The sequence below is a fragment of the Streptomyces sp. NBC_00878 genome, from assembly GCF_026341515.1.
In the GTDB taxonomy this organism is placed as follows: domain Bacteria; phylum Actinomycetota; class Actinomycetes; order Streptomycetales; family Streptomycetaceae; genus Streptomyces.
The window spans coordinates 5336098-5363050 of the sequence record NZ_JAPEOK010000001.1 but is presented as its reverse complement, the minus strand read 5'-3'; the positions used below and the strand labels follow the sequence as shown (position 1 = coordinate 5363050).

Genomic DNA, 26953 nt, shown 5'->3' with positions numbered 1-26953 from the left:
ATCGTCCCCGGGCCCACCGGCCGCGACATCGCTCAACGGTCCACTCTCTCACCCGTGCCGGACGGGTCCGTGATTTCCGGTGCGGTGTCCGGTGAAGGGTCACTCGGGTGCTCCGGCTCCCGTGCCCCCTTTTCCGGCTCGGGTTCCCCCGACTCGGCCTCGGACGCCTCGGGAGTTTCATCGTCCTCGTCGTCCCCGTGGACGTTCGCCGATTCCCGTGTGGCCTCGCGGGCGGCGCGCTTGCGCTGCGTGTACATCCGGAATCCGGCGAGTACGAGCAACAGGACACCACCGGCGATGACCAGCATCACCGTGGCGGTGATCTCGGTGACCTTCACATCGAAGGAGACGGCGGGGCCGTACTTCTGGCCGTCCTCCGTGTAGAGCTGGGCGACGACCCCCGCCCGGCCGTTCGCATGAGCGTTGGTGGTGAACTTCACCGACTGGCTGTGCCCGCCCGAGACCGCGACCGGCTGCTCGTCGTAGGCGCCGTCACCGATGCTGAGGCGGCTCGGCTGGGTCGAGGTCAGGCGCAGTACCAGGCGGTCGACGCCCTGGACGAGGTTGTTCTGCACCGTCACGGGGATCGTGGCGCTGCGGCCCGACAGCTTCGCCTCGGACTTCTTGATCAGTCCGACGCTCTCGGTGAGCCGGGTGAGGTACGCCTCCACACCGTCGCGGTAGAGCGTCGCGTCGGTGGTGCGGCCGCGCCAGGACGTGGACATCGACCGGTCCATGGCCCGTCCGAAGGGGGTGACCACGCGGGACTTGTCCGCCAGGATCACCTGGAAGCTGTCGAGGTTGCCCTGCGTCCGCTCGATCTGCTCGAAGGCCGTCTGCGGCAGCTCCTGCTTGCGCAGTGACTTGGGGTACGAGGACGCCGACGGGACCCGTGTGGTGGCCCCCGCGTCAGGCTTGGCCTTGGTGGCCGCGGACAGGTCCGCCGACTGCGACCAGTTTCCGTTCTGGAGCTCCGTCAGCGCCTGTGCCATTGCCTGGGCCTGGCTGGCGGTCGGCATGCGCTGCGGAGCGACCACGACACTGCGCTGCTTGTCCGGGACCTGGAGCGCGAACATCAGGCTCTGGGCGAGGAACCTCTGCACGGCGAGCGTGGAGTTGCTCGCCACCGTCATGTCGCCCTGGAACGCCGTCGACAGACGGGCGTCCGCGACCACCGCTGTGGTGCCGCCGCCGATCGGTCGCGCCGCCGAAGGCGTGTACGGCAGACTTCCGGTCTCCTTCAGGCTGTCGCTGCGGGAGATCACGGTGTCGGCCCCGGCCGAGGTGGCGACCTTGACGATCGAGGGGTCGATCGCGCCGTTCGCGGGCCAGGCATAGTCCGTGCTGGGGACCACGTGGAGGATCGACTCCACCGTCGTCGCGGCCACGGTGGTCGCGTCCTTGAGATGGCTGAGCGTCCCGGTGGCCGTCTTTCCGTTGTGGGCCAGCGACGCCAGGTCCGGGTCGGCGAAGGGAAGAGCGACGACTTCCTCGTTCTCGACCGTGTTCTCCAGCTCGGCGAGCCACTGCTTGGCCACCGCCTGGTGGGTGCCCGCCGTGGTCGTTTCGCTGGAGCCGTTCACCTGGACCCGGTAGCTGCGGGTCATCGCGTCCACGGAGGCCAGCAGATCCGGGTCGAGGACCCAGGTGACGTCGAGGCTCTTGCCGAGCGCCAGGAGCTGCTGCAGGCGGCCGCCGGGGGCGATCTCAGCGGCCAGGCTGTCGTTCTCGAAGACGGGGGTCTGCTGCTCGTTCGACCCCGTCTCGGCCGTCATGTGGGAGGTGGAGATGAGCGGCCAGAGGTAGGTGGTCCGGGTCTTGGTGTCCGCCGCCTCGGGCTGCCACGGCAGGAAGGTCCGCTCGATACCGAGGATCTGGTCGTACGCCGCGGCGGGGGTCCTGCCGGTGAGTGTGACACCGAACTGATAGACGCCGTCGGACCCGAGGGGCAGCTTGTCGACGGGGACGGAGATGCTGAAAGTCTGTGGGATACCCGGCGCGAGCTTGGAGAATTCCGCCACGTACTTGCCGCCGACGTTCGTGCCCGCGTACGGATTGGCGGCCGCGACGTTGTCGATCGCCGAGCGGCCGTTCATCGTGGGGCCCACACGCAGGCCGACGTGCGCGCCCGTGATCGTCTGCTTGCCCTTGTTGACGATCCTGCCGGAGACGGTGAGCGTGTCCCCGTCGGAAGGCACGCGGGGGCTCAGCGAGTCCAGGGAGACGTCGACCGTACGGGAACCGGAAACCTCCGCCGCGGCGCTGCGCTCGGCGGCGTACGCGGACGGCGACACGGGCAGCTGGCAGAGGCCGGCCAGCAGGGGCGCGCCGGCGAGCAGAGCCCCGGTGCGCCGCAGCCAGCGGCGGGCAGGTGAGGGACTCGTCCCCTGGAAGTCTGCCGCCTCGGCCACGCGCTCGCCCGTCCCTCGTCGTCGTCAGTGGTCGTCGGAATGTGCGTCCACGCATGGTAACGATGCGCGCTGAGGGTAAGTGCCGCGGTCCGGTCCACAAGATCGGGGGGGGAGACGGCACTGTCCCATTATGTCCACGTATCTCTAGTGAGCCCTTCAGAGGGGTGGGGGAAGGTATCTGTGCACGTTTAATGGAGGCGCATGCGGGCGTCCGGGCCACGTACCCTTTTCTGTTGTGCCGAATGCCAACGAAGACAATCCCAGGTCCCTGAATCAGGTGCAGAGCCGCGCGGTGAGTGAACTGCTGCGGGTGTCCCCCGTCGCCGATGATCTCGCCCGCCGTTTCCACGAGGCCGGGTTCTCCCTCGCCCTGGTCGGCGGCTCGGTCCGGGATGCCCTCCTCGGCCGGCTCGGCAACGACCTGGACTTCACGACCGACGCCCGGCCCGACGACGTACTGAAGATCATGAGGCCCTGGGCGGACGCGGTGTGGGAGGTCGGGATCGCCTTCGGCACGGTCGGTGCGCAGAAGGAGGCCCGCGTCGGAGACGTCAGCCAGCGCTTTGACATCGAGGTGACGACGTATCGCTCGGAGGCATACGACCGTGCCTCGCGCAAGCCCGAGGTCTCGTACGGCGACTCCATCGAGGAAGACCTGGTGCGCCGTGACTTCACAGTGAACGCGATGGCCGTGGCGCTCCCCGAGAAGGCGTTCATCGATCCGCACGGCGGGCTCGACGATCTTGCCGCGAGCGTGCTGCAGACTCCGGGCACCCCCGAGGCCTCCTTCTCCGACGACCCCCTGCGGATGATGCGGGCCGCGCGGTTCGCGGCGCAGCTCGACTTCGAGGTGGCGCCGGAGGTCGTTGCGGCGATGAAGGCCATGGCCGAGCGCATCGAGATCGTCTCCGCCGAGCGGGTGCGTGACGAGGTGAACAAGCTGGTCCTGTCCGCGCACCCGCGCAAGGGGCTGACGCTGCTCGTCGACACAGGGCTCGCCGACCGGGTGCTGCCCGAGCTGCCCGCCCTGCGTCTGGAGCGGGATGAGCACCATCGGCACAAGGACGTCTACGACCACACTCTGATCGTCCTGGAGCAGGCGATGGCGCTGGAGACGGACGGTCCTGACCTCACCCTGCGTCTGGCAGCGCTGTTCCATGACATCGGCAAGCCGCGGACGCGTCGTTTCGAGAACGACGGCCGGGTCTCCTTCCACCACCACGAGGTGGTGGGCGCCAAGATGACCAAGAAGCGTATGACGGCGCTCAAGTACTCCAACGACCTCGTGAAGGACGTCTCGCGTCTGGTCGAGTTGCACCTGCGTTTCCACGGCTACGGCACCGGGGAGTGGACGGACTCCGCGGTCCGGAGGTACGTGCGTGATGCGGGTCCGCTCCTCGACCGCCTCCACAAGCTGACCCGCTCCGACTGCACGACGCGCAACAAGCGCAAAGCTGCCGCGCTCTCCAGCGCGTACGACGGCCTGGAGGAGCGCATCGCGCAGCTTCAGGGGCAGGAGGAACTGGACGCGATCCGACCCGACCTCGACGGCAACCAGATCATGGAGATCCTGGGTGTCGGGCCCGGCCCGGCCATCGGGCAGGCTTACAAGTTCCTGCTGGAACTGCGTCTGGAGAACGGACCGATGGAGTACGACGCAGCGGTATCGGCGCTCAAGGAATGGTGGGCCGCGCAGAACTGAGGACGCGCGACGGGGTCATGTTTCACGTGAAACATGACCTGCTCTCGTGGAGCCGGAGATGCCGAGGGGCGGTGTTTCACGTGAAACACCGCCCCTCGTGTGCGCGTGAGGTCCTACTTGTTGTCTGCCAGACAGAGAACGAAGGAGTCGGACCCTTCCTTCCAGGAGAGAGCAGCGGTGGTGCCCTGGATGGACTGGCATGCAAGCTGCGCCAGCGTGGAACCGTCCTTCTTCGCCAGAACCTTGTGGGTGGCCTTCGAATCGCCGCAGTCGAGCTTCTCGACCGTGGCGTTGGAGTCGGAGCCCGTGTTCCGCAGGCAGTCGCCGGCCTTGAGCTTCGTGGCGTCGTCGCCGCCGAGGAAATAGGCACCGGCAGCGATGGACAGCGCGGCTATGGGGATGATGAACCGCAGGTATTTCTTGAAGCCGCCACGCGACGGAGCGGGCGGCGGCGGAACCGGCGCACCCTGATTGAAGTACGGAGACTGCTGGGGATCCCCGGGCTGCGGCTGGCCGTACGGGTTCCCGCTCGGCGGCTGCCCATAAGGGTTTTGGCCCTGGGGCGGCTGCCCCTGCGCGAACGGGTTCTGGCCTTGGGGCGGCGGAGTAGTCACTTTGGGGGTCCCCCTCGAACATTGGAGCGCGTGGCGCGAATTGGACGCACGTAAGCTACCGGCCGCCACTGACAACTCTGTAGAGCGAAGAGGCTCTGTGGCATTGATGTGACACTTACTGCCGCGCAAAGCGGGCCATAGTTGCAGCAACTGCCCCGTAGATAACGGCCACCGTGACCACCAGCGGGACGGATCGGCCATCGGGAGGCAGCATCAGAGCGGCCACCGCGGCGGCTCCGACGAAGGCGACATTGAACAGCACGTCGTAGACGGCGAAGATCCGGCCACGGAAGCCGTCGTCGACGGACGACTGCACCACGGTGTCCGTGGCGATCTTCGCGCCCTGGGTGGTCAGACCGAGAACGAAGGCCGCGACCAGTATGGGGACTTCCGCGAACGGCAGGCCGAGCGCGGGCTCCAGGACCGCGGCGGATCCGGCACAGGCGATGATCCAGCCGCTGGGCCCGAGCCGGCCGACCGCCGCCGGGGTCACTACCGCCGCGGCGAAGAAGCCCGCTCCGGAGATCCCCACGGCCAGGCCGAGGAGGGCGAGCCCGTCGTCGTCCGAGCCCGACGACCAGGCGTACCGGCAGAGCATCAGCACCATGACTGTCAGTGCGCCGTAGCAGAACCGCATCAGCGTCATCGCGACCAGCGCCCAGGCGGCCTCCCGACGTGCGGGCGCGGCCAGATGGCGTACGCCTGCCGTCAGGCCGCGCGCTGTGCCGAGCAGCGCCGCCTTCAGCCGTGGCTGCACCAACTCCCGGTCGGGGCCCAGAAGTTCCGGTGCCAGGCGCAGCGACGCGAGCGCGGAGCACACGTAGAGGACCGCTCCGACGAGGACCACCGCCGCGTCGGAGTCGGAGGCGACGAGGCGTACGACGAAGGCGAGACCGCCCCCGACGGTCGCCGCGAGTGTTCCGGCCGTGGGCGACAGGGAGTTGGCCATCACCAGGCGCTCGGAGTCGACGACGCGGGGCAGCGCCGCGGACAGGCCCGCCAGGACGAACCGGTTGACCGCGGTCACACACAGCGCGGACGCGTAGAAGAGCCAGTCCGGCACGCCGCTCAGCATCAGGACGGCCGTCAGGGCGGCCAGCGACGCTCGCAGCAGGTTCCCGTACAGGAAGACCTGGCGGCGTCGCCAGCGGTCCAGCAGGACGCCCGCGAAAGGGCCGACGAAGGAGTACGGGAGCAGGAGGACCGCCATCGCCGAGGCGATGGCCGCTGCCGAGGTCTGCTTCTCCGGTGAGAAGACGACGTACGTGGCGAGCGCGACCTGATAGACGCCGTCGGCTCCCTGCGACAGCAGCCGGACGGCGAGCAGACGCCGGAAGTTCTCGAAGCGCAGGAGGACGCGCAGGTCACGCACGACAGCCATGGGGCTCAGCCTCACATACGAGGAGGGTCCCCGGGCTTGCGACCCGGGGACCCTCAACAGAGCTGTACATCAAGCGTTTTAGCGCTCGACCTCGCCCTTGATGAACTTCTCGACGTTGTCGTAGGCCTCGTCGTCGAAGTACTGGACCGGCGGCGACTTCATGAAGTAGCTCGACGCGGAGAGGATCGGGCCGCCGATGCCACGGTCCTTGGCGATCTTCGCGGCACGCAGGGCGTCGATGATGACACCCGCGGAGTTCGGGGAGTCCCAGACCTCCAGCTTGTACTCCAGGTTCAGCGGGACGTCGCCGAAGGCGCGGCCCTCGAGGCGGACGTACGCCCACTTGCGGTCGTCGAGCCAGGCCACGTAGTCCGAGGGACCGATGTGGACGTTCTTCGCACCCATGTCGCGGTCGGGGATCTGCGAGGTCACGGCCTGCGTCTTCGAGATCTTCTTGGACTCCAGGCGGTCGCGCTCCAGCATGTTCTTGAAGTCCATGTTGCCGCCGACGTTGAGTTGCATCGTGCGCTCGAGACGGACACCGCGGTCCTCGAACAGTTTCGCCATCACGCGATGCGTGATCGTGGCGCCGACCTGCGACTTGATGTCGTCGCCGACGATCGGGACACCCGCCTCGGTGAACTTGTCCGCCCACTCCTTGGTGCCGGCGATGAAGACCGGAAGGGCGTTGACGAAGGCGACCTTGGCGTCGATGGCGGCCTGGGCGTAGAACTTCGCCGCGTCCTCGGAACCGACGGGCAGATAGCAGACGAGGACGTCTACCTGCCTGTCCTTGAGGATCTGGACGATATCGACCGGGGCCTCGGCGGACTCCTCGATGGTCTCGCGGTAGTACTTGCCGAGACCGTCGTAGGTGTGGCCGCGCTGGACCGTGACGCCCTTGTTCGGGACGTCGCAGATCTTGATGGTGTTGTTCTCGCTGGCACCGATGGCGTCCGAGAGGTCGAGGCCGACCTTCTTCGCGTCGACGTCGAAGGCGGCGACGAATTCGACGTCACCCACGTGGTAGTCGCCGAACTGGACGTGCATCAGGCCGGGCACCTTGGACGCCGCGTCGGCGTCCTTGTAGTACTCGACTCCCTGCACCAACGAGGCGGCGCAGTTGCCCACGCCGACGATGGCTACGCGAACCGAACCCATTCCGGTTGCTCCCTGTGTGTACTCGGTGAAGTCCTGGGAGGACTTCACGTGGCAGTGTCATCGGACGGATCCGGCCCGGGAGTGTCCCCGGGCCGGGGCAGGCCGCCCGACTCCCCAGATGTGCTGTCCTGCTGAGCGGAGCCGTCCGATCCGGGACGCTGCTGGTCCCGTCCGGCCCGCTCGCTCTCGATGAGCTCGTTCAGCCAGCGCACTTCGCGCTCCACGGACTCCATTCCGTGGCGCTGGAGCTCAAGGGTGTAGTCGTCGAGGCGCTCCCGGGTGCGTGCCAGAGAGGCGCGCATTTTCTCCAGGCGCTCCTCGAGACGGCTGCGGCGGCCTTCGAGGACCCGCATCCGTACGTCCCGTGACGTCTGGCCGAAGAAGGCGAAGCGAGCGGCGAAGTGCTCGTCCTCGTACGCGTCGGGACCCGTCTGTGAGAGCAGGTCCTCGAAATGTTCCTTACCTTCCGCCGTCAACCGATAGACGATCTTGGCGCGACGCCCTGAGAGTGGCGCCGCGAGCGCGTCCTCGGGAGTGTTCCCCGGCTCCTCGATCAACCAGCCGTTGGCGACCAGCGTCTTGAGGCAGGGGTAGAGCGTCCCGTAGCTGAACGCACGGAACACACCCAGTGACGTATTGAGGCGTTTGCGCAGCTCATAGCCGTGCATCGGGGACTCGCGGAGCAGGCCGAGGATGGCGAACTCGAGGATCCCGGAACGCCGGCTCATCGTCGCCTCCTCTCTGCCGCGGACTGGCCGTGACGGCTTTTATGCCGAGCTGATGTATCGACTCGATACATCAGAACGATAGATCGGTCCTCCGCCTGCGACAAGAGGGGGCACGGTGAACGGCGTCACATCACCGATTCGTAGGAAGCAAGTTGCCTGTTTTGGGGTGAACTTCGGTGCTAGGTGGGTTTTGACGGTGCGTAGTCTGTGGGCCATGCCAACCACCGGGAACCGAGTGACGCATGGGGACGTCCTTGTCCTCGGTGCAGTACGGATGAATGCAAGAACGACCGCATCCGTACTTTGGGGGGACCGGAAACCAGCCGCCGTTTCCAGGCGCGCTCAGGTGCGCCTGCCCGAGGAGTAATCGTTCGATGAGCGAGCACCGTCGCAAACCGTCGCAGCCGCAGGGTGGCGGACGTGCCGCGGCCCGACGCGGCCAGACCGGGTCGTCCTCCGGCCGCCGCGCGGCACCGCGAAGCGCCACTGGGTCTCCTTCCGATTCCTATGACTCGGGAGGGGAGGAGAGTCCGTTCGGTAGCCGTGCCGAGGCCCGGCGTGCGGCACAGAGAAGCAGCGGCGGCGCCAGGCGCAGAGCCGCTGACGGCGCCGGGCGCGGCGGTCACGGTGGTGGCGGCCCGCGCGGTCTTCCGGGCGGGCCCGGCCGGGGCAGAGGGCGCGGACCCGTGCCCGAGAAGAAGCGGATCATCGACTATCCGCGTGCGGGCAAGTACGGGTGGGCGCGTTGGGTCCCCTCGTGGAAGCTCGTGACGGGTTCGTTCATCGGCTTCTGCGGCAGCATGATGGCCGTGGCCGGTATCGCGTACGCCATGGTGGGAGTGCCGGACGTCGCGGCGGCCGCGAAGGCGCAGAACAACGTCTACTACTGGTCCAACGGCAAGCCGATGGTGTCCACGGGCGGTGAGACCAACCGCCAGAACATCAAGTACGAGCAGATCCCCCAGGCGATGCGCTTCGCCGTCATGTCGGCCGAGAACAAGAAGTTCGAGACCGACAAGGGCATCGACCCCGTGGGCATCGGCCGTGCGCTCTTCAACATGGCCAAAGGCGGCCAGACGCAGGGCGGCTCGACCATCACCCAGCAGTACGTGAAGAACGCCATGCTGAACGACCAGTCGCAGACGGTGTCCCGCAAGTTCAAGGAACTCCTCGTCTCCATCAAGGTGGGCCGCACCGAGCCCAAGGAGGAGGTCATGGCGGGGTACCTGAACACCGCCTACTACGGCCGTGCCTCCTATGGCCTCCAGGCGGCCGCTCGTTCGTACTTCGGCAAGGACGCGACCGACCTGGACGCGAGTGAGTGCGCCCTCCTCGCCGCTGTTCTGAAGGGCGCCACGTACTACGACCCTGCGGGAGCGACGGCGATCGACCCGAGGGCCACGCGAGAGGGCAACACCAGGCGGGCCACGGAACGATGGACCTGGATCCTCAACGAGATGGTCAAGGACGGGTACCTGTCGGCCACGGAGCGGGCCAAGTACAAGGAGCTCCCCAAGCTCCAGAACCCGCGGTCCAGCTCTGAGCTGGGCGGTCAGATCGGCTACCTCGTCGACCTGGCCAAGGGCTACGTCATCAACAACACCGACGTCACCGAAGAGCAGCTCCAGCGGGGTGGCTACGAGATCCACACGACCTTCGACAAGAACAAGGTCGACAAGCTCGAAGAGGCCGTGAAGAAGGTCCGCAAGGAGAACCTCGACGAGAAGCGCCGCCCGAAGACCGACAAGTACGTTCAGTTCGGCGGGGCTTCCGTGGACCCGAAATCCGGCGCCATCGTGGCCATTTACGGTGGTGAGTCCGCGACCAAGCACTTCACCAACAACGCCGACGAGACCGGTGCCGCGGTCGGTTCGACGTTCAAGCCGTTCGTCCTGGCCGCCGCCATGCAGGACGGCAAGCGTGACCCCGACCTCGGGGAGTCCCAGGCGCAGGACGAACGGACCCAGGTCTCGCCGGACAGCTTCTACAGTGGCAAGAACAAGCTCAAGATCAAGAATTACGACGGCAGCATCTGGAAGAACGACAAGGACGAGGAGTGGCTCCAGACCAACGACGGCGGCGCGTCGTACGGTATTGCGCCGAACTACCGGATCAACCTGCGCGAGGCCATGAGGGTCTCGGCGAACTCCCCCTTCGTGCAGCTCGGTATGGACGTCGGTCTGGACAAGGTGAAGCTGGCAGCCGAAAATGCCGGCCTCAGGCCGAGCAGTCTGACGGGTACCACCTTCCCGTCCTTCTCCATCGGTATCTCGGACCCCAGCTCGATCCGCATGGCCGGCGCGTACGCGACGTTCGCGGCCAGCGGTGAGCAGAACGAACCGTTCTCGGTCAAGTCCGTCGAGTACGAAGGGGCTACGAAGTGGAAGCACAAGGCGGCGCCCAAGCCGGCCTTCACTGAGAAGGTCGCCGACAACGTCACCGACGTCCTGAAGACCGTCGTCGACGACGGAACCGGTAAGCCTGCACAACTCGACGGTCGCGAGGTGGCCGGCAAGACCGGTACGACGGACGGCAACAAGTCCGCCTGGTTCGTCGGATACACGCCGCAGCTGTCGACCGCGGTCAGCATGTACCGCATGGACGACGACGAGACCAACAAGAATCGTCAGTTCCTGGAGATGTACGGCACGGGTGGCCAGAAGACCATCCACGGTGCCTCGTTCCCGGCCGAGATCTGGCACGACTACATGGAGCAGGCGCTCAAGGGAACGAAGCCCGAAGACTTCCCGCAGGCCGAGCCCATCGGCAAAGTGGTCAATGACCTTCCGACTCCGAGCGTGACCCCCACGCCCACTGAGTCCGAAGAGGAGACGATCGAACCCAGTACGGAGCCCAGTGAGTCGGAGACGGCTCCCTCGCCCTCCCCGAGCGAGACCTGTGGCAACTTCGGCCTCGGATGCGAGGACACCGCTGGAGCCGACGCGGGCGGAACGGATGCCGGCACCTCGGACGGAGGGGTGACCTCTTCACCCACGGAATCTGAGGATCCCGGAAATACCAGAGGCAATGGCAATGGCAGCCTCTTCGGAGGACCGACCGGGTAGCTGCCACCACGGGGTGTTTCACGTGAAACATCCGCAGTGAGGTGTTTCACGTGAAACGAGGGCTGTCGCACCGACTCGGTGCGACAGCCCTCGGCGTTTTCCTAGGCGCGTACGGCAGGATGTGCGGCATGCCCAGTGCAGAAACGACGCGCGCGAGCGTGCACGAGCCAGATCTGGTGCGGCCGACCAAGGAGGACCCGGTCGCCGCGGCCGGCAGTGAACTGTTCGGTGGTCCTCTCGGACGGCGTGCGCTGCTCGGGACGTCCTGGTGGACTCCCGTGCGGGTCATCGCGCTCGTCGCGATCGGTATGTTCGCCCTCGGCATGGTGCAGAAGCTGCCCTGCTACGACGGCGCCTGGTTCTTCGGGGCCAGCTCGCAGTACACGCATGCCTGCTACTCGGACATCCCGCACCTCTACCAGGGGCGGGGCTTCGCCGACGGGCTGATGCCGTACTTCGACAAGCTCGAAGGCGACATGGAGTACCTCGAATACCCGGTGCTGACCGGTGTGTTCATGGAGGTCGCCTCATGGCTGACGCCCGGCAGCGGCAGCATCCAGGACCAGGAGCAGGTCTACTGGATGGTCAACGCCGGGATGCTGATGGCGTGCACGGCAGTCATCGGCGTCTGCGTGACCCGCACCCACCGGCGGCGGCCCTGGGACGGCCTGCTGGTCGCCCTGGCGCCCGCTTTCGCACTGACCGCAACTATCAACTGGGACCTGCTGGCCGTCGCTCTGACGGCCGCCGCGATGCTGATGTGGGCGCGGAGCCGTCCCCTTGCCTTCGGAGTCCTGCTGGGGCTTGCCACCGCCGCCAAGCTCTATCCCGTGCTGCTCCTCGGGCCGCTGCTCGTGCTGTGCTGGCGCGCGGGCAGGTGGCGCGAGTTCGGTACGGCCCTGCTCGGTGCGGTCGGCTCCTGGCTGGTCGTGAACCTGCCGGTCATGCTGCTCGCGCCCGAGGGCTGGTCGAAGTTCTACACGTTCAGCCAGGAACGCGGCGTCGACTTCGGGTCCTTCTGGCTGATCCTGTCCCAGCGCATGGAGACCCCGCTCGACACCGACACCGTCAACACGTTCGCCATGGTGCTGATTCTGATCTCCTGCGTGGGCATCGCGGCTCTCTCGCTGACGGCCCCGCGTCGGCCGCGCTTCGCCCAGCTGGCGTTCCTGATCGTCGCGGCCTTCATCCTCACCAACAAGGTCTACTCGCCGCAGTACGTGTTGTGGCTGGTGCCTCTCGCCGTGCTGGCCCGCCCGAAGTGGCGGGACTTCCTGATCTGGCAGGCGTGCGAGGTGGCGTACTTCCTCGGGATCTGGATGTACCTCGCGTACACGACCAGCGGAGACGCCCACAAGGGACTGCCGCAAGAGGGATATCAACTGGCCATCGCCGTGCACCTGTTGGGGACGCTGTACTTGGGCGCGGTGATCGTGCGCGACATCCTCATGCCGGAGCGGGACGTGGTGCGCCGCTCCGGTGACGACGATCCCTCCGGTGGGGTGCTGGACGGCGCGGAGGACGTGTTCGTCCTGGGCGCCGCGGCCCACCCGCCGCGGCATGCGGCGCACTTCGACGGGCCGTACGTGGAGTGGGGCGGCGGCGATGAATCGACGGAGCGGCGTTCGCCCTGAGCGAACAAGGTGCGGGTGGCCACGTAAAAGGCCGTACACGGAGTCCGTGTACGGCCTTTCGCCTGTGTGCGGGGCTCGGCGTTCCCCGCTGTCAGCGCTCGACGATGCGGTCGAACTGCGTGGTGGTGTGCCGCAGATGGGCCACCAGCTCCTCGCCGACCTTCGGCTCCGGAGCGTCCGAGGGCACGAAGAGGATCGAGACCTGCATGTGCGGGGGCTCCGCGAACCAGCGCTGCTTGGCGCCCCAGACGAACGGTGAGAGGTTCCGGTTGACCGTGGCGAGGCCGGCCCGGGCGACGCCCTTGGCGCGCGGCATGACGCCGTGCAGGGCCTTCGGAGCCTCGAGGCCCACGCCGTGCGACGTACCGCCCGCCACGACCACCAGCCAGCCGTCCGAGGCGACCTTTTGCTGGCGGTAGCCGAAACGGTCGCCCTTGGAAACGGGGGTGACGTCCAGGACGGCTCCGCGGTACTCGGTCGCCTCGTGGTCCCCCAGCCACAGCCGCGTGCCGATGCGGGCGCGGAAGCGGGTCTGCGGGAACTGCTGCTGCAGCCTGGCGAGTTCCTCGGCCTTGAGATGACTGACGAACATGGTGTGCAGCGGCAGCCGGGCCGCGCGCAGCCTGTCCATCCAGCCGATAACCTCCTCGACGGCGTCCGAGCCGTCGGTGCGGTCCAGCGGCAAGTGGATCGCGAAGCCCTCAAGGCGCACGTTCTCTATGGCGGCGTGGAGCTGGGACAGATCCTGCCCGTTCACTCCGTGCCGCTTCATCGAGGACATGACCTCGATGACGACACGGGCGCCCACGAGGCCGTAGACCCCGTCCACCGACGACACGGATCGGATGACCCGGTCGGGCAGCGGTACGGGCTCCTCGCCGCGTCTGAACGGCGTCAGCACCAGCAGATCGCCGCCGAACCAGTCCTTGATCCGCGCGGCTTCGTACGTCGTGCCGACGGCCAGGACATCGGAGCCCAGGCGGGTGGCCTCGTCCGCGAGGCGCTCGTGGCCGAAGCCGTAGCCGTTGCCCTTGCAGACGGGGACGAGCCCCGGAAACTGCTCGGACACGTGCTTGTGGTGCGCCCGCCAGCGTGCGGTGTCGACGTAGAGCGTGAGCGCCATGACCGGAACCGGAACCTTTCTCGTGGCAGCGGTGTATCAGAGGTGTGAAGACGAATTCTGGCGCGTCAGCGGCGCGACATGTAGATGTCGAGCGCCTTGTGGAGCATTTTGTTGAGCGGGAAGTCCCACTCGCCGAGGTATTCAGCGGCTTGTCCACCGGTGCCCACCTTGAACTGGATCAGACCGAAGAGGTGGTCGGTCTCATCCAGCGAGTCGGAGATGCCGCGCAGGTCGTAGACGGTGGCGCCGAGCGCGTAGGCGTCGCGCAGCATCCGCCACTGCATCGCGTTCGAGGGCCGGAACTCCCGCCCGATGTTGTCGGAGGCACCGTAGGAATACCAGACGTGCCCGCCGACGACCAACATCGTCGCGGCGGACAGGTTCACGCCCTCGCGTCGGGCGAAGTACAGCCGCATGCGGTTGGGGTCCTCGGTGTTGAGGGCTGTCCACATGCGCTGGAAGTACAAGAGCGGTCGGGGCCGGAAGTGGTCGCGCAGAGCCGTGATCTCGTAGAGGCGCTGCCACTCCTCCAGGTCCTGATAGCCGCCCTGGACGACTTCGACGCCGGCCTTCTCGGCCTTCTTGATGTTGCGCCGCCACAGCTGGTTGAAGCCCTTGCTGACATCCTCGAGCGACCGGTTGGCCAGCGGCACCTGATAGACGTAGCGGGGCTGTACGTCGCCGAAGCCTGGCCCGCCGTCCTCTCCCTGCTGCCAGCCCATGCGGCGCAGCCGGTCGGCGACCTCGAAGGCGCGCGGCTCGATGAAGTCGGCCTCGGTGTCGCGCAGGCGCTTCACGTCCGGGTCCTGGATGCCCTTCTTGATCGAGGCGGCGTCCCAGCGCCGGATGATCACGGGTGGGCCCATCTTCACCGAGAAGGCGCCCTGCTGCTTGAGGTGTGCGAGCATCGGATCCAGCCACTCGGTCAAATTCGGCGCGAACCAGTTGATGACCGGGCCTTCGGGCAGATAGGCGAGATAGCGCTTGATCTTGGGCAGCTGGCGATACAGCACGAGACCTGCACCGATGATCTCGCCGGACCTGCTGTCGAACCATCCGAGGCTCTCGGAGCGCCACTCCGCCTTGACGTCCGCCCAGGCCGGGACCTGCATGTGGCTAGCCGCGGGCAGACTCTGGATGTACGCCAGATGCTGCTCTCGGCTAATGGTCCTCATGGTCGGGCTCATTCGGGGCGCTCCTCGGGCTGGTGTGTCCCCATGAGTACAGGGGCTCCGGCTCTCGCGCCGAAGCCTACTGCGCCCTGCGAGCGCCTCGTCTGGCCGTATGGAAGCTGGGCCCCGACCCATACGTGGCCGGGGCACCCATATAAGCGTTGTCCGGCCGCGGGGCCGGGCGTTGGCGGGAGTTGGGAAGGCCACGGGCCGGTGACTCCGGTGGCCGGGGCGGCGGTCAGCCGATGATGCCGCCGAAGAGGCCGCCGTGCGCCATGCCGAGGAAGAAGCCGACGCTGGAGGCACCGAGACCCAGGATCAGCCCGAAGCGCTCCCTGGTTGTCTCGGAGACGAACTGGCCGGCCGCCCCGGTAAGGATGCCGACCAGGCCTGTCCACGAGCTGAGCAGATGGAGGCTGTGGAACATCGCGGTGACGAAGGCCGTCACTCCGAGGACCAGCGTTACGGCGAGCAGCGTGTCCTGGAGCGGATGGGGCTTGTGGTCGGTGGCGAACAGGGAACCGACGGTGTTGGAGTTGGGTCGCAATGCCTGTGCCATGGGGCACCTCCTGCGGAAGGCAGCGCATCGTAGCGCCATACACACCCGACGTGTACAGATTGACGGTCCCGGGCCCCTGATTTCAACCGGAAGCCGGTGTGCGGGTAGTCTGTACCGTCTGCACCGGTGTCTGCCCAGGCCGCAGCACGATCCCCCGTTCAGTTCGCTGATCGGCGGGCCCGATTGTCAGTGGTGGCCGATACCGTTGCGTACGCATCACAACCCTCCTGCCACGGAACGACCGTGGCCGTTGAGTCCAAAGGAGGTGGGTTCCACATGCGTCACTACGAAGTGATGGTCATCCTCGACCCCGATCTGGAGGAGCGCGCTGTCGCCCCTCTGATCGAGAACTTCCTCTCCGTCGTCCGTGAGGGCAACGGAAAGGTCGAGAAGGTCGACACCTGGGGCCGTCGTCGTCTCTCGTACGAGATCAAGAAGAAGCCCGAGGGCATCTACTCGGTCATCGATCTGCAGGCTGAGCCCGCGATCGTCAAGGAGCTCGACCGCCAGATGAACCTGAACGAGTCGGTCCTCCGGACCAAGGTCCTCCGCCCCGAGACCCACTGAGCCTCCGGCTCAGCTGATCCCGGGATTCGAGTAGCAGCACCAAAAGCAGCCAGCAGCAAACCCGCCGAGAGGTTCCCCCATGGCAGGCGAGACCGTCATCACGGTCGTCGGCAATCTTGTCGACGACCCCGAGCTGCGCTTCACCCCGTCCGGTGCGGCGGTCGCGAAGTTCCGTGTCGCGTCCACCCCCCGCACCTTCGACCGTCAGACCAACGAGTGGAAGGACGGCGAAAGCCTGTTCCTGACCTGCTCGGTCTGGCGTCAGGCGGCGGAGAACGTCGCCGAGTCGCTCCAGCGAGGCATGCGCGTCGTCGTGCAGGGCCGGCTGAAGCAGCGGTCCTACGAGGACCGTGAGGGCGTCAAGCGCACGGTCTACGAGCTGGACGTCGAGGAAGTCGGCGCCAGCCTGAAGAACGCCACGGCCAAGGTCACCAAGACCACAGGTCGAGGCGGCCAGGGCGGTTACGGCGGCGGCGGTGGCGGCGGCCAGCAGGGCGGCGGCTGGGGCGGAGGCTCCGGCGGCGGTCAGCCGCAGGGTGGCGGCGCTCCCGCCGACGACCCCTGGGCGACCAGCGCTCCGGCCGGCGGCGGCCAGCAGGGCGGCAGCGGCGGTGGAGGCTGGGGCGGAAGCTCCGGCGGTTCCTCCGGCGGCTCCGGCGGCGGCTACTCGGACGAGCCCCCCTTCTAGCCCTCGGGCTGAGGGTGGGCCGTACCCACACTTCTTGATCACACAGGAGAAACACCCATGGCGAAGCCGCCTGTGCGCAAGCCGAAGAAGAAGGTCTGCGCTTTCTGCAAGGACAAGGTCACGTACGTGGACTACAAGGACACGAACATGCTGCGGAAGTTCATTTCCGACCGCGGCAAGATCCGTGCCCGCCGCGTGACCGGCAACTGCACGCAGCACCAGCGTGACGTCGCCACGGCTGTGAAGAACAGCCGTGAGATGGCGCTGCTGCCCTACACCTCCACCGCGCGATAAGGGAAGGGTGACCGACTCATGAAGATCATCCTCACCCACGAGGTCTCCGGCCTCGGTGCCGCGGGCGACGTCGTCGACGTCAAGGACGGCTACGCTCGCAACTACCTGATCCCGCGGAACTTCGCGATCCGTTGGACCAAGGGTGGCGAGAAGGACGTCGAGCAGATTCGTCGTGCTCGCAAGATCCACGAGATCCAGACCATCGAGCAGGCCAACGAGATCAAGGCCCGCCTCGAAGGTGTGAAGGTCCGTCTGGCCGTTCGCTCCGGCGACGCCGGTCGTCTCTTCGGTTCCGTCACCCCGGCCGACGTCGCCTCGGCGATCAAGGCTTCCGGTGGCCCCGATGTCGACAAGCGCCGCATTGAGCTGGGCTCGCCGATCAAGACGCTGGGCGCTCACGAGACGTCCGTGCGTCTGCACCCCGAGGTTGCCGCCAAGGTCAACATCGAGGTCGTCGCCGCGTAAGCGCTGCGCCGGTTGAAGCAGTACGTGTGGGGCCGCACCCTCAAGGGTGCGGCCCCACACGTTTGCCGGAGCTTCCCGGACGGGAGCACCGCTGGGGAGGGCTCGCGGGACGCCGATGTTTCACGTGAAACAGAGCGCAGTTGTTGTCGGTGAACGGTGCGGAACGATCGTTGTTTCACGTGAAACCGAGTGGAGTCACGCACCAACGCGGCGCCGGAACGGGTGTGCTCAGCGCGTGGCGCCTGTGACGACCCAGCGTCCCGAGCGGGTGCGCAGCCACAGAGTCAGCATCCGCACGGTCATCATGAGGGTCATTGCTCCCCAGAGAGCGGTCAGCCCGCCGCCGAACACCGGCACGAGCAGTGCGACCGGAGCGAAGACCGCCAGGGTGAGAATCATGGCCCATGCGAGATACGGGCCGTCCCCCGCTCCCATCAGCACGCCGTCCAGGACGAAGACGATCCCGCAGATCGGCTGGGAGAGCGCCACCATGAGCAGGGCGGGCAGCGCGGTGTCATGGACGATGGAGTCACTGGTGAAGAGCGGCAGGAACAGAGGACGGCTGACGATCACCAGCCCGCCGAGCACGACACCGACGGCGATGCCCCACTCCACCATGCGACGGCACGCTTCACGGGCCCCCTGGGCGTCTCCCGCGCCGAGATAGCGGCCAATGATGGCCTGTCCCGCGATGGCGATGGCGTCGAGGGCGAAGGCGAGCAGACTCCACAGCGACAGAATGATCTGGTGCGCGGCGACATCGGTGTCTCCGAGGCGAGCGGCGACGGCGGTGGCGATCATCAGGACCGCGCGCAACGACAGAGTGCGAAGCAGTAGCGGTACACCGGCTTGGGCGCAGGCGCGTATCCCGGCGGCGTCGGGTCGCAGGGATGCCCCGTGCTTCCGTGCCCCGCGGATCACCACGAGAAGGTACGCCGCGGCCATGCCGCACTGGGCGATGACGGTTCCCCAGGCGGAGCCGGCGATGCCGAGATCGGCGCCGTAGACAAGGCCTACGTTGAGGGCGCCGTTGGCGACGAAGCCCGCGACGGCGACGTACAGGGGTGTCTTTGTGTCCTGTAGGCCACGGAGGACGCCGGTGGCGGCGAGGACGACGAGCATCGCGGGGATGCCGAGGGCCGAGATGCGCAGATAGGTGGTGGCGTACGGGGCGGCGGTGTCCGAGGCGCCGAAGAGTTCCACCAGAGCGGGAGCGGTGGGCAGGACGATAGCGATGACAGCGGTGCCGAGCAGCAGGGCCAGCCAGATGCCGTCCATGCCTTGTCGGATCGCGGCCTGGAGGTCGCCCGCGCCAACCCGTCGGGCGACGGCTGCCGTGGTGGCGTACGCGAGGAAGACGAAGATGCTCACGGCTGTGGCGAGGAGGGCCGAGGCGATGCCGAGACCGGCGAGTTGTGCGGTGCCGAGATGTCCGACGATCGCGGTGTCGACCATGAGAAAGAGAGGCTCGGCGATGAGTGCGCCGAAGGCCGGAACGGCAAGCGCGACGATCTCTCGGTCATGCCGACGCCGGGCGGCCTTGGGTGCCGCGGGAGCCTGTGTCATGGGCATCAATCTAATCTTCCACAGGTAAGAGACGCAAGTAGCTAGTGCCCCTTACTAATGCTCTCGTGGGGTGCGCCGCCTCGCGCTATTCGCGGCGATCTTGATCCGGTCGGGAAAGTTTTTCTTCTACACAGCCAGTGGACGGCGTACATGCAGGTCAGAGCGGGTGCGAGAAAAGAGCTGAGTGCTTGTTCACAGGCCTGTCCACCGGGTCGTGCACAGGTTTTGCTGGGTTCTCCACAGCATCGGGGCCGTCGTCCACATGGCCTGTGGATAACCAGATTGGCTGACGGTGCCCGCGGGCCTACCGTGGGGCGGCGCCCGCTCGCTCCTCCGTCCTCGGAAACCTCACAAAACCGACGCGTCAGAACCGGAGTTGGGCATCTTATTTGTCAGTGTCGTGCCGTAGGAATGAGGGGCACGGCGAGGTCCGCTCGGCGGACGGGAGGAGGTGGCCCGGTGAGTATTTCCGAGCCCTTGGACGATCCGTGGGCCGACAGCGGTCCCAGTGATCGTCTGCCCGCCTCCCGCCAGCGCCGCGACGGTGGCCGGAGCAGAGACGATCAGCACGACCGTGGACCGGACAACGGAGCCTGGGACGGCGGAGGTTCGGCCTTCGAGCGCGTGCCGCCGCAGGACCTGGATGCGGAGCAGTCCGTTCTCGGCGGCATGCTGCTCTCGAAGGACGCCATCGCCGACGTCGTCGAGGTGCTCAAGGGCCATGACTTCTACCGTCCGGCCCACGAGACCATCTACGGCTCGATCCTCGACCTCTACGCGAAGGGCGAGCCGGCCGACCCGATCACGGTCGCCGCCGAGCTCACCAAGCGCGGCGAGATCACCAAGGTCGGCGGCGCCTCGTATCTGCACACCCTGGTCCAGACGGTCCCGACGGCGGCGAACGCCGAGTACTACGCGGAGATCGTCCACGAACGGGCTGTGCTGCGCCGCTTGGTCGAGGCCGGTACCCGCATCACGCAGATGGGTTACGCGGCCGACGGCGACGTGGACGAGATCGTCAACAGCGCCCAGGCCGAGATCTACGCAGTCACCGAGCAGCGCACCACCGAGGACTATCTGCCGCTCGGCGACATCATGGAGGGCGCGCTCGACGAGATCGAGGCGATCGGTTCGCGGTCGGGGGAGATGACCGGTGTACCGACGGGCTTCACCGACCTCGACCAGCTCACGAACGGTCTGCACCCGGGCCAGATGATCATCATCGCGGCCCGTCCCGCCATGGGTAAGTCGACGCTGGCGCTGGACTTCGCACGAGCTTGCTCGATCAAGCACAACATGCCGAGCGTGATCTTCTCGCTCGAAATGGGCCGCAACGAGATCGCGATGCGTCTGCTGTCCGCCGAGGCGCGCGTGGCCCTTCACCACATGCGTTCCGGGACGATGACCGACGAGGACTGGACCCGGCTCGCGCGCCGGATGCCGGATGTCTCGGCCGCTCCGCTCTACATCGACGACTCTCCGAACCTGTCGATGATGGAAATCCGTGCCAAGTGCCGCCGTCTCAAGCAGCGCAGCGACCTCAAGCTCGTCATCATCGACTATCTGCAGCTGATGCAGTCGGGCGGCAAGCGGTCCGAGAGCCGACAGCAGGAAGTTTCCGACATGTCGCGAAACCTCAAGCTGCTGGCCAAGGAGCTGGAGCTGCCGGTGATCGCGCTCTCACAGCTGAACCGTGGCCCCGAGCAGCGCACGGACAAGAAGCCCATGGTCTCCGACCTGCGTGAATCCGGGTCGATCGAGCAGGACGCGGACATGGTGATCCTGCTGCACCGCGAGGACGCGTACGAGAAGGAGTCGCCGCGCGCGGGCGAGGCGGACATCATCGTGGGCAAGCACCGAAACGGCCCGACGGCCACGATCACGGTCGCCTTCCAGGGCCACTACTCGCGCTTCGTGGACATGGCACAGACCTGATCGGCGTCCGGACAGCGGAGTGGGGCCGGAGGTCAGTCGCGTCGGTAGCGAGCTCTGATGTGGAAGCGTTCGCCCTGAGGGCCGAGGATGCTCAGGAACTCCACCGGCCGTTCGTCGGCGTTGCCGAACCAGTGCGGGAGGTGGGTGTCGAACTCGGCGACTTCGCCCGTGGTGAGCACGAGGTCCTGGTCGGCGAGTACGAGGCGCAGTCGTCCGTTGAGGACGTACAGCCAGTGGTACCCCTCGTGTGAGCGGGGATCGGGTTCGCGATCGGTCGGGCCCGCGGGGAGGATCTGTTTGAACGCCTGGAGCCCGCCTGGTTTGCGGGTCAGCGGGATGACCGTCATGCCGTTGCGGGTGAACGGCTGTGGGTACACCCGGGGGTCGAGGCCGGCCGGGGAGCCGATGAGTTCGTCGAGCGGCATCTGATAGGCCCTGGTCAGGGGCAGCAGCAGTTCCAGGCCCGGCTTGCGATGCCCGGACTCCAGCCGGGACAGGGTGCTGACCGCAATACCGGTGGTCTCCGACAGGGCGGTGAGGGTAGCCCCGCTGCGGCGCCGCAACTCGCGCAGCCGTGGCCCGACCGCGGCCAGCACGGCGTCGAACTCGCCGCTCATGCCTTCACTGTGCCCACGCTTTGCAGTTCTCGCATAGAACTTTGCCGGTTCGTCATGGGCGAGGACAGGTTGATGGCAGGCCATGGGCGACCGGCACCATGGCTTCCGACCCACTACGCGAGGCACAGACAATGGACGCGCAGACAACGGACGCACAGTTCTGGGACGAGATGTATCGCAGCCGCGACCAGGTCTTCAGCGGTGACCCCAACGGAGTGCTCGTCACCGAAGTCACCGGCTTACCGGCAGGACGAGCGCTCGACGTCGGATGCGGTGAAGGCGCCGACGCCCTCTGGCTGGCCCGACACGGCTGGCAGGTCACCGCGGTCGACATCTCAAGGACTGCTCTGGAACGCGCCGCCGCAGCCGCGCACATCGAGGGCCGCGTTGCATGGACACGGGCCGACCTGAACATCACGCCACCGCCGGCCGACGCGTTCGACCTGGTGTCCGTCCAGTACTTCCCGCTCGTACTCCAGCCGGATCACACCGCGCTGCGCGGACTGCTGGACACCGTCGCGCCCGGCGGCACCCTGCTCTTCGTCAGCCACGACCTCGCCGACCTGACTCCACGCCCGGAGCAGGGCTTCGACCCCGGTAACTACTACCAGCCCGCTGACATCGCCGCGCTCCTCGACGGCGACTGGACCGTCCTGATCAACGAAACCCGCCCACGAACCGCTCCCGCACCCACCGGCACACACCACACCCATGACACCGTCCTGCGTGCGCAACGCTTGCGGTGATCCGTGGGCCGCGAGATCTCGCGGCGGGCTCAAATGCGCTCGACTCGGGACGCCGGGGCAGGTGGACTTGGACCATGACGACACCTGTGGAAGAACTGCTTCCCGCCACGCGCAGAGCCCTGCTGCACCGAATTGCCACCGCTCAGGCCGAAGGACGGGCGCCGTCGTTGGTGGCGGCGGTCGTCCGGGGCGGAGAGACGGTGTGGCACGGGGCCCGCACCTCGGTGGAGGGTCATGGGCCGGACGAGAACGTGCAGTACCGGATCGGTTCGATCACCAAGACATTCACCGCCGTCCTGGTCCTTCGGCTGCGCGACGAAGGTGCCCTGGACCTGAGTGATCCGCTGGAGAAGCATCTTCCGGGCACCGGCGCGGGGGAGGCGACGATCGCCGAACTCCTTGCGCACACCGGCGGGTTGGCGGCAGAAGCGCCCGCCCCTTGGTGGGAGCGCACCCCCGGAGCGCTGCGCCCCGAGCTCGTCGACGTGCTGGGCGAGCAGCCGCACCTGCATCCCGTAGGACGGCGGTTCCACTACTCGAACCCCGGCTACACGTTGCTGGGCGCAATGGTGGAGGAGCTGAGGGGCGCCCCGTGGGAGGAGGTGCTGCGGAGCGAGGTGCTGGAACCGCTGGGGTTGCACCGGACGAGCGCGGAGCCTCGGGCACCGCACGCGGGCGGTTGGGCCGTGCATCCCTGGGCGGACGTGATGCTGCCGGAGCGCGTCGAGGACCTGGGCCGAATGGCACCGGCAGGTCAACTCTGGTCCACCACGGGTGACTTGGCGCGCTTCGCAGCCTTCCTGGCCAAGGGCGACGACCGGGTGCTGAGCGCGGAGTCCGTACGGGAGATGCGTACGCCCGCCGCACCGGCCGAAGCCGAAGAGGTGGCGGCCGGCAGTGCCTACGGCCTCGGCATGCAGATCCAGTACCGGGACGGCCGGACGCTCGTGGGGCACAGCGGATCCCTTCCCGGCTTCCTGGCCGGTCTCATGATCAGTGTCGAGGACGACCTGGCCGCCGCCGTGCTCGCGAACTGCACCTCAGGCCCGCTGACGTTGACGGTCGCCGCCGATCTCGTACGTATCGTTGCGGAGGCCGAGCCGCGCATTCCTGAGCCGTGGCGGCCGCTGCCCGAAGTCGAGCGGTCCGTGCTGGAGTTGGCAGGGCCGTGGTACTGGGGGACGCACGCCTTCGCGCTGCGTCTCACAGCTGAGGGTGGCGTCTCGCTCGGGCCGCTGTCCGGCAACGGCCGACGGTCGCGCTTCCGGGCCAACGGGGACGGCACCTGGACCGGACTCGACGGCTACTACGCGGGCGAGGCCCTGCGGGCCGTAGAGCGCCCCGATGGGTCGGTGAGTCACCTGGACCTCGGGTCGTTCGTGTTCACGCGGCAGCCGTACGAGGAGGGGGCTTCCGTGCCGGGTGGCGTGGATCCCGAGGGGTGGCGCGGGATTCGGTAGCTGTCTCGGCGATGGGTGATCTGTACGGGGAGGGGGGGCATGTTTCACGTGAAACATGCCCCGAGGCTGCTATATCGCGTCAAGCCGCTTGGTCGAGATTCTCGGAGTTCGTGACGGCGTTCTCTCGGCCGGAATGCTCGAGGATCTTGAAGAGCTGACGGCAGATTGCTCGCTTGAGGCAGCGTTGCGCGTCGCGAGAGGTCTTCCCCTCGGCGACTCTGCGGGCGACGTACGCCTTCGTGGTCGGGTCGAGCCGCATACGGATCAGCGAGATGGTGTGCAGAGCCCGGTTGAGCTGCCGGTCGCCGCTGCGGTTGAGCCGGTGCCGGTTGGTCAGCCCGGAGGAGGCGGGTATCGGCGATACTCCGGCGAAGGACGCGAAGGCGGCCTCGGACCTGAACCGGCCGGGATGGGACCAGCTGACCAGGATCTGGGTCGCTGTGATCGGCCCGACGCCGAGCAGGTCCAGGAGCTCCGGCGCAACCCCGCGGACCAGGATGAGCATTTCGTTCTCGAGCTCTTTGGCCTCGGCCTGCAGGGCTTGGATGCGTTGTGCGGTGGATCGCAGGGCCCGCGCGGTCATGCGATGCTCGACGTCCTGTGCCGGGCGGTCTCGCAGCTGAGCACAGCGGGCAATCTGGACCGGCCGCTTGAGTTTCCGCAGCTCGGCGCGGAGCTCGTCCGGCGCGGACACGATCAGCGACTTGAGCTGATTGATCGCGGCGGTGGAGGCGAGGACGGCACTGTGGCGGGTGGCGAGCAGGACGCGCAGGGCCTCGCGCCAGCCGCGGAGCCGGGGCTGGATCAGATGTTCGGTGGCCAGGGCTTCCTTGGCCGCGCGGATCGCATCGATCATGTCGGTCTTGCGCCCGCCACGGACAGCGGGGCGCTTGGGCCGGCAGACTTCCACGACCTGTTCACCGGCTTGATTGAGGAAGATGGCCAGACCGGCGCCGTAGCTGCCAATGCCTTCCAGGGCCCAGCAACGACGGCCGGGGATGTGCTGGCGGGCGAAGTCCAGCAGCCGCCGGTAGCCACGGGCGTTGGTGGGGGCATCAGTGCTGGCCAGGACGGCGCCAATGGGGCTGACGGCCGCAGCGGCGAGGGTGTCACGGTGGGTGTCGACGCCGATGACGCCGTCGACCTGTTCTGCGAGCATGGTCACGTGGTTGTTCTCCTTCGTGGGCGGGACGGCCGTGGTCGGCGTCGGCCTGGGTGGAGTCACCGCGTGGCAGAACTGTGATGAGTCACGTCGAAATGGCGGACAAGCTGCTGATCAAGCCAACGGGGTGGGCCAGGCCGACGCCGACGTCCAGCAGACATCTCGGGGGCACGACAAGCTCTGACGAGCCGTCAGTTACCTTGTGAGTCATGCCGGAACGTCGGCGTCGATCCTGACAGCAGCCCAACCCGGGCCGCAGCTCTACTCTCACAGTTACCTTTTTCGTGGCCCCGCAATGGGGCGCCTGGCCCCCGGGTCCGGTATGGCTGTGTGCCCCCTGTCGAAGTGGATGACCTGGGGGGTGTTGCCGCCGGGCTTCGGGGCACCGCTTGACCGCTGATGAGGGGCCTGACGACCGCCTGGTCCGGCGCAAATGCCGGGCCGCTTTACGGGCGGCATGTCTGCGTAACGTGGTTGCCGGCGTGTGGTGCCACAGGGACGGCCAGGAGTTGAGGAGACGAGTGGCGAGGGGCACGCGCACATGGTCGACACGACCGCGATAGATCTCTTCCTCGGCCTGGACCTGGGCAAGGAGTTCCACCACGCCCACGGCCGGACCGAGGACGGCACAACCGTGCACGACAAGCGGCTGCCCAACACCGAGCCGGAACTGCTGGAACTGTTCACCAGGCTGGTGGCGAAGTTCGGCACTGTCCTGGTGATCGTGGACCAGGTCGCCAACATCGGCGCGCTGCCGCTGACGGTGGCCCGCGCGGCGGGCTGCCGGGTGGCCTACCTGCCCGGTCTGTCGATGCGGCGGGCCGCCGACCTGCACCCGGGCGAGGCCAAGACCGACGTCCGCGACGCGTTCGTGATCGCCGAGACCGCCCGCACCATGCCGCACACCCTGCGCGCGGTGGACCGCGACGACGAGGTGCTGGCCGAGCTGACCATGCTCACCGGCTACGACAACGACCTGGCCGGCGAGGTCAACCGCGCCACCAACCGGCTGCGCGGCTTGCTCTCCCAGATCCACCCCTCTCTCGAGCGCGTGCTCGGCCCGCGCCTGGCCTACCCCTATATCCAGGCCCTCCTCCAACGGCACGGCTCCCCGGCGAGACTGAAGAAACTCGGCCGGGCCCGCTGCGAGGCCCTGCTCAAGGCACACGGCTCGCGCAAGGCCCACCACCTCACCACCGAGATCTTCGACGCGCTCGCCGAGCAGACCCTGGTCGTTCCCGGCACCGAGGCATCCGCGCTGATCGTGCCCGGCCTGGCCGCCCAGCTCGCCGCCGCCCACACCCAGCGCCGGGCCACCGAGCAGGAGATCGCCGCCCTGCTGGAGGCCCTCCCTCTTTTCCACCTCCTGACGTCTCTGCCCGGCCTCGGCGTCAGGACCACAGCGGCCGTGATCGTCGCGATCGGTGACGGCACCGGCTTCCCCACCGCCGGACACCTCGCCTCCTACGCCGGACTCGCCCCGGCCACGAAGTCCTCGGGCACCTCGATTCGCGGCGAGCACGCACCCCACCGCGGCAACCGGCTCCTCAAACGAGCCCTGTTCCAGGCCGCGTTCGCCGCGATCGGCTGCAAAACCGACCCGTCCTCCCGGACCTACTACGACCGGCAACGCGCACGCGGCAAGACCCACACCCAGGCAATCCTCCGCCTCGCCCGGCAACGCGTGAACGTCATCCACGCGATGATCCGCACCGGCGCCCTCTACGAACCACACACCCCCAGCGACGTCGACCTCGTAGCCTGACGACCCTGCCCTTGGCGACCCCGTCCCGCCCGCACACCGGCACGGCCACGAGCCGAGCCGCCCACCAGGCTGCCCAACAAGCACCTGATCCACCGGGGACATCCCGCTTCGCCAGACGTCCCCGAAAACCCGGATCAA

At 67.5% G+C, this 26953-nt stretch carries 22 protein-coding genes; 11 read left to right on the top strand and 11 right to left on the bottom strand.

What is annotated here, in order from left to right; all coding sequences use genetic code 11:
- Positions 1-32: 32 nt before the first annotated feature.
- The gene (locus OHA11_RS23025; RefSeq protein WP_266499210.1) at positions 33-2411 is read right to left on the bottom strand and encodes a DUF6049 family protein; all 2379 of its coding nucleotides are present in this window, start codon (positions 2409-2411) and stop codon (positions 33-35) included.
- Positions 2412-2646: 235 nt separating this feature from the next.
- On the opposite strand from OHA11_RS23025, the gene OHA11_RS23020 reads away from it, so the two are divergent.
- Positions 2647-4113: a CCA tRNA nucleotidyltransferase gene (locus OHA11_RS23020; RefSeq protein ID WP_266499207.1), complete on the top strand. Its 1467-nt coding sequence runs from the start codon at positions 2647-2649 to the stop codon at positions 4111-4113.
- Between the two features lie 113 nt (positions 4114-4226).
- Here OHA11_RS23020 and OHA11_RS23015 read toward each other — a convergent pair whose 3' ends face one another.
- The 4 genes from OHA11_RS23015 to OHA11_RS23000 all read right to left on the bottom strand — a co-directional run bounded on the left by OHA11_RS23015 (position 4227) and on the right by OHA11_RS23000 (position 7997).
- A complete protein-coding gene (locus tag OHA11_RS23015) occupies positions 4227-4727 on the bottom strand; it encodes a hypothetical protein (RefSeq protein WP_266499205.1) in 501 nt (166 codons plus the stop codon).
- Positions 4728-4842: 115 nt separating this feature from the next.
- Entirely contained in the window at positions 4843-6108 is a 1266-nt protein-coding gene (locus tag OHA11_RS23010) for an MFS transporter (protein WP_266499203.1), read from the bottom strand.
- A 78-nt stretch (positions 6109-6186) separates the two neighbouring features.
- Positions 6187-7269 carry an inositol-3-phosphate synthase gene (locus OHA11_RS23005; RefSeq protein WP_266499201.1) on the bottom strand — a complete coding sequence of 361 codons (1083 nt, stop codon included), beginning with the start codon at positions 7267-7269 and terminating at the stop codon, positions 6187-6189.
- 44 nt (positions 7270-7313) lie between these two features.
- On the bottom strand, positions 7314-7997 hold the full coding sequence (locus tag OHA11_RS23000; RefSeq protein ID WP_266499198.1) for a PadR family transcriptional regulator: 684 nt from the start codon (positions 7995-7997) through the stop codon (positions 7314-7316).
- 374 nt (positions 7998-8371) lie between these two features.
- On the opposite strand from OHA11_RS23000, the gene OHA11_RS22995 reads away from it, so the two are divergent.
- On the top strand, positions 8372-11062 hold the full coding sequence (locus OHA11_RS22995; RefSeq protein WP_266499195.1) for a transglycosylase domain-containing protein: 2691 nt from the start codon (positions 8372-8374) through the stop codon (positions 11060-11062).
- A gap of 119 nt (positions 11063-11181) precedes the next feature.
- Positions 11182-12696, top strand: coding sequence for a glycosyltransferase family 87 protein (locus OHA11_RS22990; RefSeq protein WP_266507384.1), 1515 nt, complete (start codon positions 11182-11184; stop codon positions 12694-12696).
- Between the two features lie 91 nt (positions 12697-12787).
- Here OHA11_RS22990 and OHA11_RS22985 read toward each other — a convergent pair whose 3' ends face one another.
- From OHA11_RS22985 to OHA11_RS22975, 3 genes are all read right to left on the bottom strand, one after another.
- On the bottom strand, positions 12788-13819 hold the full coding sequence (locus OHA11_RS22985; RefSeq protein ID WP_266499193.1) for an alanine racemase: 1032 nt from the start codon (positions 13817-13819) through the stop codon (positions 12788-12790).
- Positions 13820-13884: 65 nt separating this feature from the next.
- A complete protein-coding gene (locus tag OHA11_RS22980) occupies positions 13885-15006 on the bottom strand; it encodes a peptidoglycan bridge formation glycyltransferase FemA/FemB family protein (RefSeq protein ID WP_266499190.1) in 1122 nt (373 codons plus the stop codon).
- Between the two features lie 223 nt (positions 15007-15229).
- On the bottom strand, positions 15230-15550 hold the full coding sequence (locus OHA11_RS22975; protein ID WP_266499187.1) for a hypothetical protein: 321 nt from the start codon (positions 15548-15550) through the stop codon (positions 15230-15232).
- Positions 15551-15826: 276 nt separating this feature from the next.
- Between OHA11_RS22975 and rpsF the strand changes: the two genes are divergently transcribed.
- The 4 genes from rpsF (at position 15827) to rplI (ending at position 17564) form a co-directional block, all read left to right on the top strand.
- A complete protein-coding gene (gene rpsF / locus OHA11_RS22970; RefSeq protein WP_010353482.1) occupies positions 15827-16117 on the top strand; it encodes a 30S ribosomal protein S6 in 291 nt (96 codons plus the stop codon).
- Between the two features lie 79 nt (positions 16118-16196).
- The gene (locus OHA11_RS22965) at positions 16197-16805 is read left to right on the top strand and encodes a single-stranded DNA-binding protein (protein ID WP_266499181.1); all 609 of its coding nucleotides are present in this window, start codon (positions 16197-16199) and stop codon (positions 16803-16805) included.
- A 57-nt stretch (positions 16806-16862) separates the two neighbouring features.
- Positions 16863-17099: a 30S ribosomal protein S18 gene (gene rpsR / locus OHA11_RS22960; RefSeq protein WP_003949403.1), complete on the top strand. Its 237-nt coding sequence runs from the start codon at positions 16863-16865 to the stop codon at positions 17097-17099.
- A gap of 18 nt (positions 17100-17117) precedes the next feature.
- Complete coding sequence (rplI, locus tag OHA11_RS22955) at positions 17118-17564, top strand: 50S ribosomal protein L9 (protein ID WP_055610620.1); 447 nt, start codon at positions 17118-17120, stop codon at positions 17562-17564.
- A 228-nt stretch (positions 17565-17792) separates the two neighbouring features.
- On the opposite strand, the gene OHA11_RS22950 is transcribed toward rplI, so the two are convergent.
- Positions 17793-19130, bottom strand: coding sequence for an MATE family efflux transporter (locus tag OHA11_RS22950; protein WP_266499174.1), 1338 nt, complete (start codon positions 19128-19130; stop codon positions 17793-17795).
- Between the two features lie 459 nt (positions 19131-19589).
- Between OHA11_RS22950 and dnaB the strand changes: the two genes are divergently transcribed.
- Positions 19590-21065: a replicative DNA helicase gene (dnaB, locus tag OHA11_RS22945; protein WP_266499172.1), complete on the top strand. Its 1476-nt coding sequence runs from the start codon at positions 19590-19592 to the stop codon at positions 21063-21065.
- Positions 21066-21097: 32 nt separating this feature from the next.
- Here the strand turns inward: dnaB and OHA11_RS22940 are convergent, their stop codons facing one another.
- Positions 21098-21682 carry a helix-turn-helix domain-containing protein gene (locus tag OHA11_RS22940; protein ID WP_266499170.1) on the bottom strand — a complete coding sequence of 195 codons (585 nt, stop codon included), beginning with the start codon at positions 21680-21682 and terminating at the stop codon, positions 21098-21100.
- A gap of 131 nt (positions 21683-21813) precedes the next feature.
- Here OHA11_RS22940 and OHA11_RS22935 point away from each other — a divergent pair, with 131 nt between their 5' ends.
- A complete protein-coding gene (locus tag OHA11_RS22935) occupies positions 21814-22428 on the top strand; it encodes a class I SAM-dependent methyltransferase (RefSeq protein ID WP_266499169.1) in 615 nt (204 codons plus the stop codon).
- 74 nt (positions 22429-22502) lie between these two features.
- Complete coding sequence (locus OHA11_RS22930; protein ID WP_266499168.1) at positions 22503-23888, top strand: serine hydrolase; 1386 nt, start codon at positions 22503-22505, stop codon at positions 23886-23888.
- 79 nt (positions 23889-23967) lie between these two features.
- Here the strand turns inward: OHA11_RS22930 and OHA11_RS22925 are convergent, their stop codons facing one another.
- Positions 23968-25047 (bottom strand): IS110 family transposase, encoded by a 1080-nt coding sequence (locus OHA11_RS22925; RefSeq protein WP_266506901.1) that lies wholly within the window; start codon positions 25045-25047, stop codon positions 23968-23970.
- 544 nt (positions 25048-25591) lie between these two features.
- On the opposite strand from OHA11_RS22925, the gene OHA11_RS22920 reads away from it, so the two are divergent.
- On the top strand, positions 25592-26815 hold the full coding sequence (locus OHA11_RS22920) for an IS110 family transposase (protein ID WP_266491678.1): 1224 nt from the start codon (positions 25592-25594) through the stop codon (positions 26813-26815).
- Positions 26816-26953 lie beyond the last annotated feature (138 nt).